Source organism: Bifidobacterium sp. KRGSERBCFTRI (assembly GCF_025908335.1).
This window is the reverse complement of sequence record NZ_CP109653.1, coordinates 3,150,195-3,163,171: the sequence shown is the minus strand read 5'-3', so window position 1 is coordinate 3,163,171 and position 12,977 is coordinate 3,150,195. Positions and strand designations below refer to the sequence as shown.

At 63.8% G+C, this 12,977-nt stretch carries 11 protein-coding genes and 1 pseudogene; 11 read left to right on the top strand and 1 reads right to left on the bottom strand.

Going from position 1 to position 12,977, the window contains the following annotated elements; all coding sequences use genetic code 11:
* The first annotated feature begins 27 nt into the window (after positions 1–27).
* The 3 genes from OGI63_RS13365 to clpB all read left to right on the top strand — a co-directional run bounded on the left by OGI63_RS13365 (position 28) and on the right by clpB (position 4,312).
* On the top strand, positions 28–546 hold the full coding sequence (locus tag OGI63_RS13365; protein WP_004219107.1) for a hypothetical protein: 519 nt from the start codon (positions 28–30) through the stop codon (positions 544–546).
* Positions 547–556: 10 nt separating this feature from the next.
* A complete protein-coding gene (locus OGI63_RS13360; protein ID WP_004219108.1) occupies positions 557–1,378 on the top strand; it encodes a fumarylacetoacetate hydrolase family protein in 822 nt (273 codons plus the stop codon).
* 246 nt (positions 1,379–1,624) lie between these two features.
* Positions 1,625–4,312, top strand: coding sequence for an ATP-dependent chaperone ClpB (clpB, locus tag OGI63_RS13355; RefSeq protein WP_004219109.1), 2,688 nt, complete (start codon positions 1,625–1,627; stop codon positions 4,310–4,312).
* Between the two features lie 93 nt (positions 4,313–4,405).
* Here the strand turns inward: clpB and OGI63_RS13350 are convergent, their stop codons facing one another.
* Complete coding sequence (locus OGI63_RS13350; protein ID WP_004219110.1) at positions 4,406–5,812, bottom strand: copper-exporting ATPase; 1,407 nt, start codon at positions 5,810–5,812, stop codon at positions 4,406–4,408.
* Between the two features lie 132 nt (positions 5,813–5,944).
* On the opposite strand from OGI63_RS13350, the gene OGI63_RS13345 reads away from it, so the two are divergent.
* From OGI63_RS13345 to gatB, 8 genes and pseudogenes are all read left to right on the top strand, one after another.
* Positions 5,945–6,607, top strand: coding sequence for a hypothetical protein (locus OGI63_RS13345; RefSeq protein ID WP_004219111.1), 663 nt, complete (start codon positions 5,945–5,947; stop codon positions 6,605–6,607).
* Positions 6,608–6,652: 45 nt separating this feature from the next.
* Positions 6,653–7,100, top strand: a pseudogene (locus OGI63_RS14300) (RNA methyltransferase); the annotation flags it as partial.
* Between the two features lie 53 nt (positions 7,101–7,153).
* Entirely contained in the window at positions 7,154–7,462 is a 309-nt protein-coding gene (locus tag OGI63_RS14295) for a TrmH family RNA methyltransferase (RefSeq protein ID WP_371308728.1), read from the top strand.
* A 234-nt stretch (positions 7,463–7,696) separates the two neighbouring features.
* On the top strand, positions 7,697–8,482 hold the full coding sequence (locus tag OGI63_RS13335) for an ATP-binding cassette domain-containing protein (RefSeq protein ID WP_004219114.1): 786 nt from the start codon (positions 7,697–7,699) through the stop codon (positions 8,480–8,482).
* Between the two features lie 146 nt (positions 8,483–8,628).
* Positions 8,629–9,426 carry an ABC transporter permease gene (locus tag OGI63_RS13330; RefSeq protein WP_004219115.1) on the top strand — a complete coding sequence of 266 codons (798 nt, stop codon included), beginning with the start codon at positions 8,629–8,631 and terminating at the stop codon, positions 9,424–9,426.
* Positions 9,427–9,547: 121 nt separating this feature from the next.
* Entirely contained in the window at positions 9,548–9,844 is a 297-nt protein-coding gene (gene gatC / locus OGI63_RS13325) for an Asp-tRNA(Asn)/Glu-tRNA(Gln) amidotransferase subunit GatC (RefSeq protein WP_004269234.1), read from the top strand.
* A gap of 1 nt (position 9,845) precedes the next feature.
* Positions 9,846–11,390 (top strand): Asp-tRNA(Asn)/Glu-tRNA(Gln) amidotransferase subunit GatA, encoded by a 1,545-nt coding sequence (gene gatA / locus OGI63_RS13320; protein ID WP_004219118.1) that lies wholly within the window; start codon positions 9,846–9,848, stop codon positions 11,388–11,390.
* Between the two features lie 20 nt (positions 11,391–11,410).
* Positions 11,411–12,910, top strand: a complete 1,500-nt coding sequence (gatB, locus tag OGI63_RS13315) for an Asp-tRNA(Asn)/Glu-tRNA(Gln) amidotransferase subunit GatB (protein ID WP_004219120.1) — start codon at positions 11,411–11,413, stop codon at positions 12,908–12,910.
* Positions 12,911–12,977: the final 67 nt, after the last annotated feature.

Sequence of the window (12,977 nt, the reverse complement as noted above, 5' to 3'; positions counted from 1 at the left end):
TCGAAGGTCTGGGAGAGGGGGCCAAAGGTGGCAAGCGGGGGCGGCGCGTTCAGCGTCGAAGAGGTCGCGTACCTGAAAACATTGCCTGCGGTGGCGGATGCCACGCGTAACCGCATCATCTACACCGAGGAGTTCAAGGTCGACTGCGTGCTGCGGTACGCGCAAGGGGAGTCGCCGGTCCAACTGTTCCGCGAAGCCGGGCTCGACCCCTCGCTCATTGGCTACAAGCGCATCGAATGCGCCATCGCACGGTGGCGCAGGCAAATGAACGTGGCGGCGACAACGGTGAAACAACCCCGCGGCAAGCGAGGCAATGCCGTCATGGCCGATCTGCGCGCCCCCACGCATATCGATGCTTCGTTCGCGCCGCAGGCCATTGGCTCACGTGGCGATATACGCGATGTGCTGATCGCCCAGCAGGTGCGCCGCATCGACGAACTGGAACGCCAGGTGGACGAGCTGTCGCGCGAACTCAGGAAGCTCTCGGCACCGCATGGCGACGCCGGTTCCGACCCGATGGGTGCGTCCGGTGAAACCAGGGCGTAGACTGAGGCGTATGAGACTTGCACGATTTTCCCGCAATGACACGCCGCAGTACGCCTTCGTGCAGAAGGACGCCACCGACGGCAAGGACTACCTCGTGGTGCTCGACGGGCACCCCCTGCTCCAGCAGGTGACGCCGACCGGCGAGCGTGTGGCGCTCGACGAGGACGGCGTGCGTTTGCTCGCACCGGTCATCCCGTCGAAGGTGTACGGGCTCGCGAAGAACTACGAGGCGCATGCGCAGTTCATGCATGAGCACAACCAGTCGCCGCAGGCGCATGCGCCGGCTGAGATGGTGATCTTCACGAAGCCGTCGACCTCGGTGATCGGCCCGGACGACCCGATTGTGTACCCGACGTATTCGCACGACATGAACTACGAGCCTGAGGTGGCCGTGGTCATGGGCCGCATCGCCAAGAACGTGCCGGTGGACAAGGCGATGGACTATGTGCTCGGCTTCACCTGCGTGAACGACGTGACGTTGCGCGACCTGCAGGGCTCCGACCCGATGTGGACGCGTGCGAAGGGCTTCGACACCTCCTGCCCCCTGGGCCCCTGGATCGTCACGAAGGACGAGTTCGACTGGCGCGACGCCAGGATCGGCTTCACGCTCAACGGCGAGGATGTTCCTGCGGCGAGCGGCACCACGGCGAATCTCATCCATAACATCGCCGAGCAGATTGCCGGTATCTCCAGCTTCTCCACGCTGCTGCCGGGCGATGTGATCATGACGGGCACGCCGAACGCCTCGGGCACGCTCAAGCCCGGCGATGAGGCGATTGTTCGCGTCGAGGGCATCGGCGAACTGCGCAACGTGGTCGTGCAGGGGGAGTGATTCCCCGCAAGCTGGGTGTTCGCTGTGATTTTTGAAGGCTATCCGCATAACGCGGGTAGCCTTCCTTCGTTTCGCGCCACAATGGCAGTGACATATGTCGGCAGCGACGCTGCGGGGCATATTTTAAAACTTGAGTCAGAATCACTCAAGTTTTGGGAATAACCGTGCCGGGCCGTTGTTGAACATATCAGATGACGACTTCGCCTGGTCGCGCATTCGCGGGCCCGGCGAAATATGGAGGATGATATGGAACAGAAATATACGACTTTGGCTCAGGAGGCCTTGGGCGACGCGGTGCAGAGCGCCTCGGCCGCCGGCAACCCGCAGGTTGAGCCGCTGCATTTGCTTGACTCGCTGCTGCGTCAGGAGAACGGTGTCATCGGTGGTCTCATCGAGGCCGTGGGGGCGAACAGGCAGACGATCGGCGCGCAGGTGCGCAATGCCCTGGTCTCGCTGCCGAGCGCTTCCGGCTCGTCGACCGCGCAGGCTTCGGCCAGCCGCCAGCTGACCACCGCGTTGGCCGACGCCAGCAAGGAAATGAAGGACATGGGAGATGAGTACATCTCCACCGAGCACCTGCTGCTGGGCATTCTCGACGCCGCCCCGAACGAGGCGGCCAAGATTCTCGAGCAGAACGGCATCACGGCCGACAAGGTGCGCGCGGCCATCCCGAACGTGCGCGGTGGCGCCAAGGTGACGAGCCCGGACGCCGAGGCCTCGTACAAGGCGTTGGAGAAGTTCTCCACCGACCTGACGGCCCGTGCCCGTGAAGGCAAGCTCGACCCGGTGATCGGCAGGGATCAGGAGATCCGCCGTGTGATCCAGATTCTGAGCCGCCGCACGAAGAACAACCCGGTGCTGATCGGCGAGCCAGGCGTGGGCAAGACCGCCGTCGTGGAAGGCCTCGCCGAGCGCATCGTGGCCGGCGACGTGCCGAGCACACTGCAGAACAAGCGCCTCATCAGCCTCGACCTGGGCTCCATGGTGGCCGGGTCCAAGTACCGCGGCGAATTCGAGGAACGCCTCAAGGGCGTGCTTGACGAGATCAAGCAGTCCGACGGCCAGATCATCACCTTCATCGACGAGATCCATACGATCGTCGGTGCCGGTGCGGCCGAAGGCTCGATGGACGCGGGCAATATGCTCAAGCCTATGCTGGCCCGTGGCGAACTGCGCCTGATCGGCGCCACCACGCTCGACGAATACCGTGAGAACATCGAGAAGGATCCGGCCCTGGAGCGTCGTTTCCAGCAGGTGTTCGTGGGCGAGCCGAGTGTGGAGGACACGATCGCCATTCTGCGTGGCCTGAAGCAGCGCTATGAGGCCCACCACAAGGTGACGATCGGCGACGACGCGCTCGTGGCCGCCGCAACCCTCTCGAACCGCTACATCACCGGTCGTCAGCTGCCCGACAAGGCCATCGACCTGGTGGACGAGGCCGCTGCGCACCTGCGCATGGAACTCGACTCGCAGCCCGAGGAGATCGACGAGCTGCAGCGCAAGGTGACGCGCCTCGAAATGGAGGAGATGCAGCTGAAGAAGGCCGAGGACCCGGCCTCCAAGGAGCGCCTCGCCAAGCTCCAGAGCGAACTGGCCGACGCCCGCGAGAAGCTCGCAGGACTCAACGCCCGTTGGAACGCCGAGAAGGAAGGCCACAACAAGGTCGGCGACCTGCGTGCGCAGCTCGACGAGAAGCGCGTCGAGGCCGACAAGGCCACGCGTGAAGGCGACCTGGCGAAGGCGAGCCGCATTCTGTACGGTGAGATCCCGGCCATTCAGAAGCAGCTGACCGAAGCCGAGCACGAGGCCGAGAAGGAAGCCGACTTCGCCCATGAGGATGAGCCCATGGTCCCCGACCATGTGGACGCCGATTCGGTGGCCGGCATCGTCTCCGAATGGACCGGCATTCCGGTCGGCCGTCTCATGCAGGGCGAGAACGAGAAACTGCTCAACATGGAGGAATACCTCAACAGGCGCGTGATCGGCCAGCCGGAAGCCGTTCGTGCGGTCTCCGACGCCGTGCGCCGTTCGCGTGCAGGCCTGTCCGACCCGAATCGCCCGACCGGTTCGTTCCTGTTCATGGGCCCGACCGGCGTGGGCAAGACCGAGCTCGCCAAGGCGCTCGCCGAATTCCTGTTCGACGACGAGAAGGCCATGATCCGCATCGACATGTCGGAGTACATGGAGAAGTCGTCGGTCTCGCGTCTCATCGGCGCAGCCCCGGGCTATGTCGGTTACGAGGAGGGCGGCCAGCTCACCGAGGCCGTGCGTCGTCGTCCGTATTCGGTGGTGCTGTTCGACGAGGTGGAGAAGGCCAATTCCGAGGTCTTCGACATTCTGCTGCAGGTGCTCGATGACGGCCGCCTGACCGATGGTCAGGGCCGCACCGTGGACTTCAAGAACACGATCCTGATCATGACGTCGAACCTCGGCTCGCAGTTCCTGGTCAACCCCGACCTGGATGAGCAGCAGAAGAAGGACGCCGTGATGAACGCGGTGCACAGCCAGTTCCGTCCGGAGTTCCTCAACCGTCTCGACGACATGGTGATCTTCCACCCGCTCACACGCCAGGAGCTCGGCAAGATCGTCGACCTGCAGGTCAAGCAGGTGGCTTCGCGCCTCACCGACCGTCGCATCACGCTCGACGTCACCGAAGCGGCACGCGAATGGCTTGCCGACACCGGCTACGACCCGGCATACGGTGCGCGTCCGCTGCGCCGTCTGGTGCAGACCGAGGTGGGCGACCAGCTGGCACGCATGCTGCTCGCCGGCGAGATCAAGGACGGTGACACCGTGCTGGTGGACCACACCGGTGGCGAGCACCTCGAGCTCACCGACCATACGCACAACCCGATGGAAGGCGACCCGAACCCTGGAGACTCCCAGATCACGGTTGACGACAAGAAGGATGACGGCGAACAGAAGGACGCCTGATCCGAATCGCCATATGGCGACTGATATAGGGAAGGCCCGCGCAATCCGCGCGGGCCTTCTGCGTGTTTCAGGGAATCTGCAAGCCTTGAGTCACTACGCCCGTTCCGGGTTGTAGTGGCGCATGCGCAGCGAGTTGACCAGCACGCACAGCGAGCTGAGAATCATCGCGATCGCGGCGAACGACGGGTCGAGCAGCCACGAGGTGAACGGGTAGAGCACGCCGGCGGCAATCGGGATGCCAATGATGTTGAACGCGAAGGTCCACACCAGATTCTCGCGAATATTCGCCATCATCGCGTGGGAGAGATTGCGCAGATCGCTCACCGCCATGGTTGAACGGGAATCCACGATGACATCCGCATGGCCATGGGCTTCGCCTTCCTTCGCCTCGCCGACCTCGAGCGTGATGTCGACGGCGTGGCGAATGCGCTCATCGGTCGGGCCGTCGCCCACGAACGCCACCACCGGGCGTTGGCCGAGCGACACGGCGAGTTTGCGCATGGAATCCACGGTGGCGAGCACGTCGTCCACGGCGTCCGCATCGATGACCGAAGTGGAGACGCCGGCCTGCTGGAGTCGGCGAATGTCTTCCTGGCAGCGCGATGCCGCCTCCTGCGCGAACAGCACGTCGGTCAGGTGACGGGCGATCTGCAGTGAGCCAAGGGAATGAATCTGCAGACCATGGCGGCCTGCGTTCTCATTCGCGAACACGGCGGCAAGCGTCGCCGCCCAGCCGAGCGCGCACGGGCAGGCGATGATGAGCACCGAGATCGCGGTGAGCAGCGCCATCGGCAGCGCCGGCTGCCTGCCGAACAACAGCCATGCCACGAACGTCCACAGGGCGATCATGATCACGACGGGCACGAACACGAACGAGAAACGGTCCACCCACAACTGCAGCGGGAACGCCGGCTGCTGCGGCAGATACAGGTCGGAGACGAGGCGCGCCAGCAACACCAGCGTGATCACAATGCCCACGATGGCGAAATACGACATGCGCATGCCCGCGGGAAACAGGTCGCCGGCAAAGCAGATGAGCAGGCCGTAGGCGTAGGCGGCGATCGTGCCTATGGATGCGAGCGTGTTCATGTTCGGGCGACGGTCCGCCAGTGACGACCAGCCGTCCACATGCACCGGGTAGCCGCTGTAGAACATGACCGGCGTGATGAGCACCGCCTGCCACCATGGGTCCACGAGGGGTCCGAGCGGGCAATGCGGGGCGAAGGTGTGAATGAGAATCGGAATCACCACGACGAGCGTGAGCGCCGCGCCCACAATGATCTGCTTGCGCAATATGCGCAGGTCCGCGGCGTTGTCGCGCCGCCGTGTGCGCAACGTGTCGCCGGCGGACACAGGTGCGGCCTCGTCGTGCGGCGGCTGGTGGAACAGCTCCCCCTGCTGTTTGTGGGTTTCCTCGCCAAAGAAGAAGCGGATGTGCGCAATGGTGAGCATGATCGCCACCACCACGCAGACCGCCGCGATGAATGTGTTGAGAGTCATGGCACTTCCTGTTCGGCTTCGTGTATACCCATACTGTACGCGGAAGCGCTGAGCATTCCCATACGTCGCGGGGATGAGCATGCGCATTGCGGACCTGGCGGCGAAATCGGGTTCGCGGATTACTCTGGAACCATGAGTCAGTCACAGGGATTCCGCCCCACCGGCGTTTCGAACAGCGAGCAGGCCGCCAGCCGCACCGTCAGCCGCGAGGAGGCGGTGGATTTCTCCGCCATGGAGCCGCGCGAACAGCTCAAACGAATGCTGCGCGAGCATATGGCGGACCGGCCGTTCTCCGAGTTGTCCGACGTCACGTTCGACTCCCATGGCGCCTCGCTGATCGGCCATATTCTGCTCGACACGATCGAGGAAGCCGGTTATTCGGTGGATGATTTCGACGCGGTGGGCGCGCTGACCGCCGCGGCCGTGCCGATGGTGTGCGCGATGATGCACGCGGCCGCCTCGCGTGGCGAGGACCTCAACGGTTTCGTGATGGACTTCGTGTTCCCCTCGATCAAAGGGCCGTCCATCGAAGGCAAGCGCGTGCTGCTGCTCGACGCATGGCTGTCGGAGAAGTCGTATGTGCAGACCTCTTCGCTCGTCACATTGCGCAACGGCAACGAACTGAGCCTCGACTTCGGCATCGTTGAGGCCCAGGGCGCCGAAGTGGTGGCCGTGGCCTCGCTCATTGGCGGTGTGGATATGGTGGATCCGGTGATCCGCGTGGTGAATCCGGCCGACGACAGCACGGCGGAACTGCCGTTCATCGAGGTGTTCCGGGAATCCGAGCTGCACTGAGCTGCGCTGATCTGCACTGGAAGCCGAAAAGGGAGGGAATGGGCCATGCATGAGCCGAATCCGATCGATGTGCTGGCCAAGGCCTCCGGCGAGCCTGAATTCCGTGAGGTGGGGGTCGGCCCATGGGCCGAGATGCACCTGCAGGAGCCGCGCCCGGACGACCCCAGATTCGATGCCGCGTTGCTCGACGAAGGCGACCGCCGCAACGTGCTCGACCGGTACCGGTACTGGTCGGTCGAGGCGATCAAGGCCGATTTGGACGCCCGCGGGCGCCATATGTTCGAAGTGGCCGTGGAGAACTGGACGCACGACTTCAACATCGGTTCAATGGTGCGCACGGCGAATGCCTTCACGGCGAACCGCGTGCACATCGTGGGTCCGCACAAATGGAACCGCAAAGGCGCGCTCATGACCGAGCTGTACCAGCATGTGGTGCATCACCCGTCGATTCGCGCCTGCGTGGACGATTGGCACGCGCGCATCGCACAGGAACGCACCGAGGCGCGCCAGCGCATCGAGACGGCGCAGACGGCGGCCCAAGCCGGCGTGCTGAGTCCCGCTGACGCCGCCCGCGAACTGGTGTACGCGCGGCACGACCTGAACATTGCGCAGAACGCCAAGGTGATCGCCATGGACATCATCGACGGCGCGGTGCCCATGGAGACCTACCGCTTCCCCGAACGCTGCCTGCTGCTGTTCGGCGCCGAGGGACCGGGCCTGTCGAAGAAGGCGCTCGAGTTGGCCGACGACGTCGTGTACATCAGCCAATTCGGCTCGGTGCGCTCCATCAACGCCGGTGCGGCGGCCGCCGTGACCATGCATGCGTGGATCGCGCAGCATGCCCACATTGCGTAGTCCGACACCGTATATCTGCTCACATCGCACAGTCTGCCCACATTGCAGTGTCCCGCGCTGCGCAGTGGGACGCCATCTGTTCGCACCCGTACGCGTATGGCGTACGCCACGGGCATTCGCAGCCACGGGTGTCTGGCAAAAGTGGACAGGTGGCCGCATCCGACGGCGTTGGCGTGATACTGTGCCCGGGTGATTGAAATACAAGGCGTTACGAAAATGTCTGGCGCCAAGTAAGTGCTCGACGCAAAATACGCGCCGAAAAGCAGGTCCGCATACGCATACCTGTGCTCGCTCGCATATACGAACAACATCTCGAAATCGCGCGTCGACGAAGTGATGGACCTCACCGGCCCGGCCAGTGTGAAAAAGACGAAGGCGGGCAGATTCTCGCTCGGCATGAGCCAGAGACTCGCCATCGCCGCATCGCTGCTCGGCGACCCGAAGAACCTCGTGCTCGATGAACCGGTGAACGGACTCGACGCCGAAGGCGTCAAATGGGTGCGCGACCTGTGCCGCAATTGCGCGGCCGAGGGGCGCGCCGTGCTGCTGAGCTCGCATCTGATGAGCGAGGTGGCGCTCACGGCCGACAATCTGGTCATCATTGGCGAAGGCCGCATTTTGCAGACGACCACAGTGAGTGATTTCGTGGAGGAGCATTCGCGCGATCTGCTCTCCGTGGTGACGCCCGATGCCGAGCGCATGCAGGCGATGTTCGCGAACTCGCCGAGCGTGCGCATCACGGAGACCACCGTGGAAGACGGCTACCCGGCGGACTCGCGCGCATTCAGAATCGAAGGCGCCGATTTCGCCGCCGTCGCGCATGGCTTCGCGCGCTCGCAGATCGTCGCGTACCGGTTCACGCGCGAGCAGGTCTCGCTCGAACAGGCATACATGGAACTCACGCACGCGCATGCACAGTATGTGAGCGCGCCGATGACGGCGGCCGGTGCGCAGATTCCGCAGAACATGCCAATGCAGAACATGCCGGTGCAGAACATGGGGAACGGAGGGGCGCGATGAGTGGTGCCATGCAATCAGCGAATCCAACGGGAACGCCGTCAGGAACGGTCCCCGGTGCGGCACATGGCGCAGCGCATGGTGCGTCGCATGCCAGGCGACTGGGCTTTGGCGGCGCATTGCGAGCGGAATGGTGCAAGGTGTGGAGCGTGACGTCCACCTACGTGCTGTTGGTGCTCGCCATTGTGTTCTTCGCCGTCAACAGCCTGATGATGGGTTGGCTCATGAGGTTCGTGGAATCGCAGGGCGACGGCATGCCGCTCGGCAACGAGGACCTGTGGGCCGCGGTCAGTTCCGGCGCCGACAACGTGCTCCTGATCGTCGGCATTCTCGGCGTGATGGTGCTCACCAGCGAGTTCTCGAGTTCGTCGATCATCACGTCGCTCACGGTGAACCCGCGCCGCACCATGTTCATGAATGCAAAGGCGCTGGTGCTCGCCGTCGTGACCTTCCTTGCCTCCTTCGTCGGCATGCTGCTGGCGTGGGGATGCGCGGCGATCATGATGGGCTCGTCGGTGAGCACCGGCAATGCCGAGATGCCGGCCGCGATGCCGTGGGTCACGCTGCTTGGCATACCGTTGGCGATGGCGTTGGGCGCGGTGATGTCGATGGGCTTCGGTGCGCTGTGCCGTTCGACCGCCGGCGGCGTGCTCTGCGTGGTCGTGCTGTTCATGATCGTGCCGTCGATGCTGCAGATGGTGCAGCTGCTCGGCGAGAAATTCACCTGGGTGGTCTCCCTCAACAACTGCCTGCCTGCGAACGCGCTCACCTATTTCACAGGTGTGGGCGCCAACTCGTTCTCGAACAGCGCGAGCGCGCAACTGTCGATGGGCGCGACGCATCCGTTCCAGCCGAGTTGGGGGTGGGCTGGCCTGATCTACCTCGCCTGGGCCGTGGTGGTCTACGCCGCAGGTGTGATCGTGATGGATCGGCGCGATGTGAAGTGATGTGCGAATGAAGTGAGGTGAATGAGCACTCCCGAGGTGGAGAGGCCTGTGATACGGGGCCTCGACCGTTTTCAGTGAAACGGTCGAGGCCTCGTCACATTTGGTTCGTATAGTTGGGGCTATGCCTACATTCACACGCGAAGAAATAGTACATTTGGGCGATCTGGCCCGAATCGCGCTCACCGACGAGGAAATCACTCGTATGCAAAGTGAGCTCAATGTCATTGCAGACGCCATCGATTCCGTGCAGGAGGTCGCCACGGCCGATGTGGAGCCGACGGCGAACCCTGTGCCGCTTGAGGCCTACCTGCGCCCCGACGTTCCTGCGACACCGTTGACGCAGGCCGAGGCGCTGTCCGGAGCCCCTGTTGCCGAGGACGGCATGTTCGTGGCACCTCGAATTCTGGGGGAGGAGTGATATGACGAATACCGCCACAATCGAACTGGTGAAGCTCTCGGCCGTTCAGATGGCCGAACTGTTGCGTTCCAAGGAGGTGTCGAGCCGTGACTTGGTGAACGCCGAGCTCGAGGTGATCGACGCCGCGGAGCCCACGATCAAGGCGTTCCTCAAGGTCGCCGGCGAGGCCGCGCTGGAGCAGGCCGACGCCTTCGACAATCTTTCGGATGCCGAGAAGGCCGAACTGCCGGAGCTTGCCGGTGTGCCGATCGCCATCAAAGACATGATCGTGACGAAGGGCATCGAGACCACGGCGGCCTCGCGCATTCTCGAGGGCTGGGTTCCCCCGTACGATGCCACGGTGATCGAGAAGCTCAAGGCGGCGCATATGCCGTTGCTGGGCAAGACGAACCTCGATGAGTTCGCGCAGGGCTCCTCCACCGAGCATTCCGCCTACCAGCATACGGCCAATCCGTGGGATGTCGAGCGCGTGCCCGGCGGCTCCGGCGGCGGCTCCGCGGCTGCCGTGAGCGCCTTCGAGGCACCGTTGGCCCTGGGCACCGACACCGGCGGCTCCATTCGCCAGCCGGGCGCATTGACCGGTACCGTTGGCGTCAAGCCCACCTATGGCGGCGTCTCCCGTTTCGGCGCCATAGCCATGGCCTCCTCGCTCGACCAGATTGGCCCGGTCTCGCGCACCGTGCTCGATTCCGCATTGCTGCAGGAGATCATCGGCGGTCATGACAAGCGTGACTCCACGTCGATTCCGCAGGGGCCGCGCCCCATGGCCAAAGCCGCCCGCGAGGGCATGAACCGCGACCTGAAGGGCATGCGGATCGGCTTGGTGAAGGAGCTCGGCGGCGAAGGCTTCCAGCCCGGTGTCGAGGCGCGCTTCAACGAGGCCGTGAAGAAACTCGAGGCGATGGGTGCCGAGGTCGTCGAGGTCTCCTGCCCGCGCTTCAAGTACGCTCTGGGCGCCTATTACATCATCATGCCGTCGGAGGTGAGCTCGAATCTCGCCCGCTACGACGGCATGCGCTATGGCCTGCGCGTGATGCCCCCGAAGGATGTGGCGCAGACGGCGGCCAACATGATGGCCTACACCCGTGAGGCCGGCTTCGGCGACGAAGTCAAGCGCCGCATCATCCTGGGCACCTATGCGCTGTCCGCAGGCTATTACGACGCATGGTACGGCTCCGCGCAGAAGGTGCGCACGCTCATCATCGAGGACTTCGAGAACGCCTTCAAGCAGGCCGATGTGCTCATCTCCCCGACGAGCCCGAGCACCGCGTTCAAGTTCGGTGAGAAAATGGACGACCCGCTGGCCATGTACATGAACGACATCGCCACCATTCCGGCCAACCTCGCCGGCGTGCCCGCCATGAGCATCCCGGCCGGCCTGTCGGACGACGGTCTGCCGGTGGGCATCCAGTTCATCGCCCCGCAGCAGCGCGACGAAGTGATGTACAAGCCGGCCGCCGCATTGGAGGCCGCGCTGGAAGATGAGTGGAACGGGCCGATCTTCAAGTCGCTGAAGACCCCATGGCTCGATTCGATCAACGACTGAAGGCGGAGGAAAGTTAGATTATGGCTGAAAAGTTGATGAAGTATTCCGAAGCCGTCAAGGAATTCGACCCGGTTATCGGTTTGGAAACCCACGTTGAGCTGAGCACACGCACCAAGCTGTTCTGCCCGGCACCCATCTCGTTCGGCGCCGAGCCGAACACTGAGCTCACGCCGGTGAGCCTCGGTTTGCCGGGTTCGCTGCCGGTGCTCAATGCCACCGCGGTGGACTACGCGATCAAGCTCGGTCTGGCCCTGCACTGCCAGATCAACGAGTGGAGCCAGTTCTCCCGCAAGAACTACTTCTACCCGGATATGCCGCGTGACTACCAGATCTCGCAGTACGACAAGCCGACGAACGGCGAAGGCTACCTCGATGTCGAGCTCGAAGACGGCTCCGTGTTCCGCGTGCCGATCGAGCGCGCGCACATTGAAGACGACGCCGGCAAGAACACGCATGTGGGCGGCGCCGACGGCCGCATCGAAGGCGCCGACCATTCGCTCGTCGACTACAACCGCGCGGGCGTGCCGCTCATCGAGATCGTGACGAAGCCGATCACCGGCGTTGGCGACCGCGGCCCGGAAATCGCAGGTGCATACATGCGTGCCATCCGTGACATCGTGCGTGCGCTCAACATCTCGCATGCCCGCATGGAGCAGGGCAATATGCGTGCGGACGTGAACGTCTCGCTGCGCCGTTCCCCCGACGATCCATTCGGCACCCGTTCCGAAACGAAGAACGTGAACTCGTTCCGCGGCATCGAACGTACGGTCCAGTATGAGATTCGCCGTCAGGCCGCCATTCTGAACGACGGCGGCGAGATCCTGCAGGAGACGCGCCACTGGGACGAGGCCTCGCAGGCCACCGCCGGCGGCCGTGTGAAGTCGGACGCCGACGATTACCGGTACTTCCCGGACCCGGATCTGGTGATGCTGCACATCACCCCGGAGCACATTGAACGCCTCAAGGCCGAGATGCCGGAAATGCCGCGTGAGCGCCGCAACCGCCTCAAGGCCGAATGGAAGTTCAGCGATGTGGAGATGCGCGACGTGATCAACGCCGATGCGCTCGACCTCATCGAGGAGACGGTGAAGCTCGGTGCGTCGCCTGCCGGTGCCAAGAAGTGGTGGCTCGGCGAGCTCTCCCGCGAGGCGAACGCCAAGGGCATCTCGCTCGAGGAGCTGCCGATCAACGCGCAGGAAGTGGCCGATGTGGAGAAGCTCATCGCCGAGGGCAAGCTCAACGACAAGCTCGCCAAGCAGACGGTCGCACTCGTGCTCAAGGGCGAGGGCACCCCTGCCGAGATCGTGGAGAAGCACGGTTTCAAGGTCGTCTCCGACGATGGCATGCTGCAGACGGCCGTCGATGAGGCCATGGCGGCCAACCCGGATGTGGTGGAGAAGCTCAGGAGCGGCAACATGAAGCCGATGGGCGCCATCATCGGCGCGGTCATGCGCGCCACGAAGGGCCAGGCCGATGCCAAGGCGGTCACCAAGATCGTCATGGAGAAGATCAAGGGCTGAGTCTCACCCGACTACAGACACCGTAAGGCGCAGCGGCGGCCTCAATGGCCTCCGCTGCGCCTTCTGC

What these genes read in the sequence shown, in the direction of transcription:
- OGI63_RS13360 (WP_004219108.1), top strand. Translation starts at nt 557, where the DNA reads ATGAGACTTGCACGATTTTCCCGCAATGACACGCCGCAGTACGCCTTC.
- gatA (WP_004219118.1), top strand. Translation starts at nt 9,846, where the DNA reads ATGACGAATACCGCCACAATCGAACTGGTGAAGCTCTCGGCCGTTCAG.
- OGI63_RS13345 (WP_004219111.1), top strand. Translation starts at nt 5,945, where the DNA reads ATGAGTCAGTCACAGGGATTCCGCCCCACCGGCGTTTCGAACAGCGAG.
- gatC (WP_004269234.1), top strand. Translation starts at nt 9,548, where the DNA reads ATGCCTACATTCACACGCGAAGAAATAGTACATTTGGGCGATCTGGCC.
- OGI63_RS13350 (WP_004219110.1), bottom strand. Translation starts at nt 5,812, where the DNA reads ATGACTCTCAACACATTCATCGCGGCGGTCTGCGTGGTGGTGGCGATC.
- gatB (WP_004219120.1), top strand. Translation starts at nt 11,411, where the DNA reads ATGGCTGAAAAGTTGATGAAGTATTCCGAAGCCGTCAAGGAATTCGAC.
- clpB (WP_004219109.1), top strand. Translation starts at nt 1,625, where the DNA reads ATGGAACAGAAATATACGACTTTGGCTCAGGAGGCCTTGGGCGACGCG.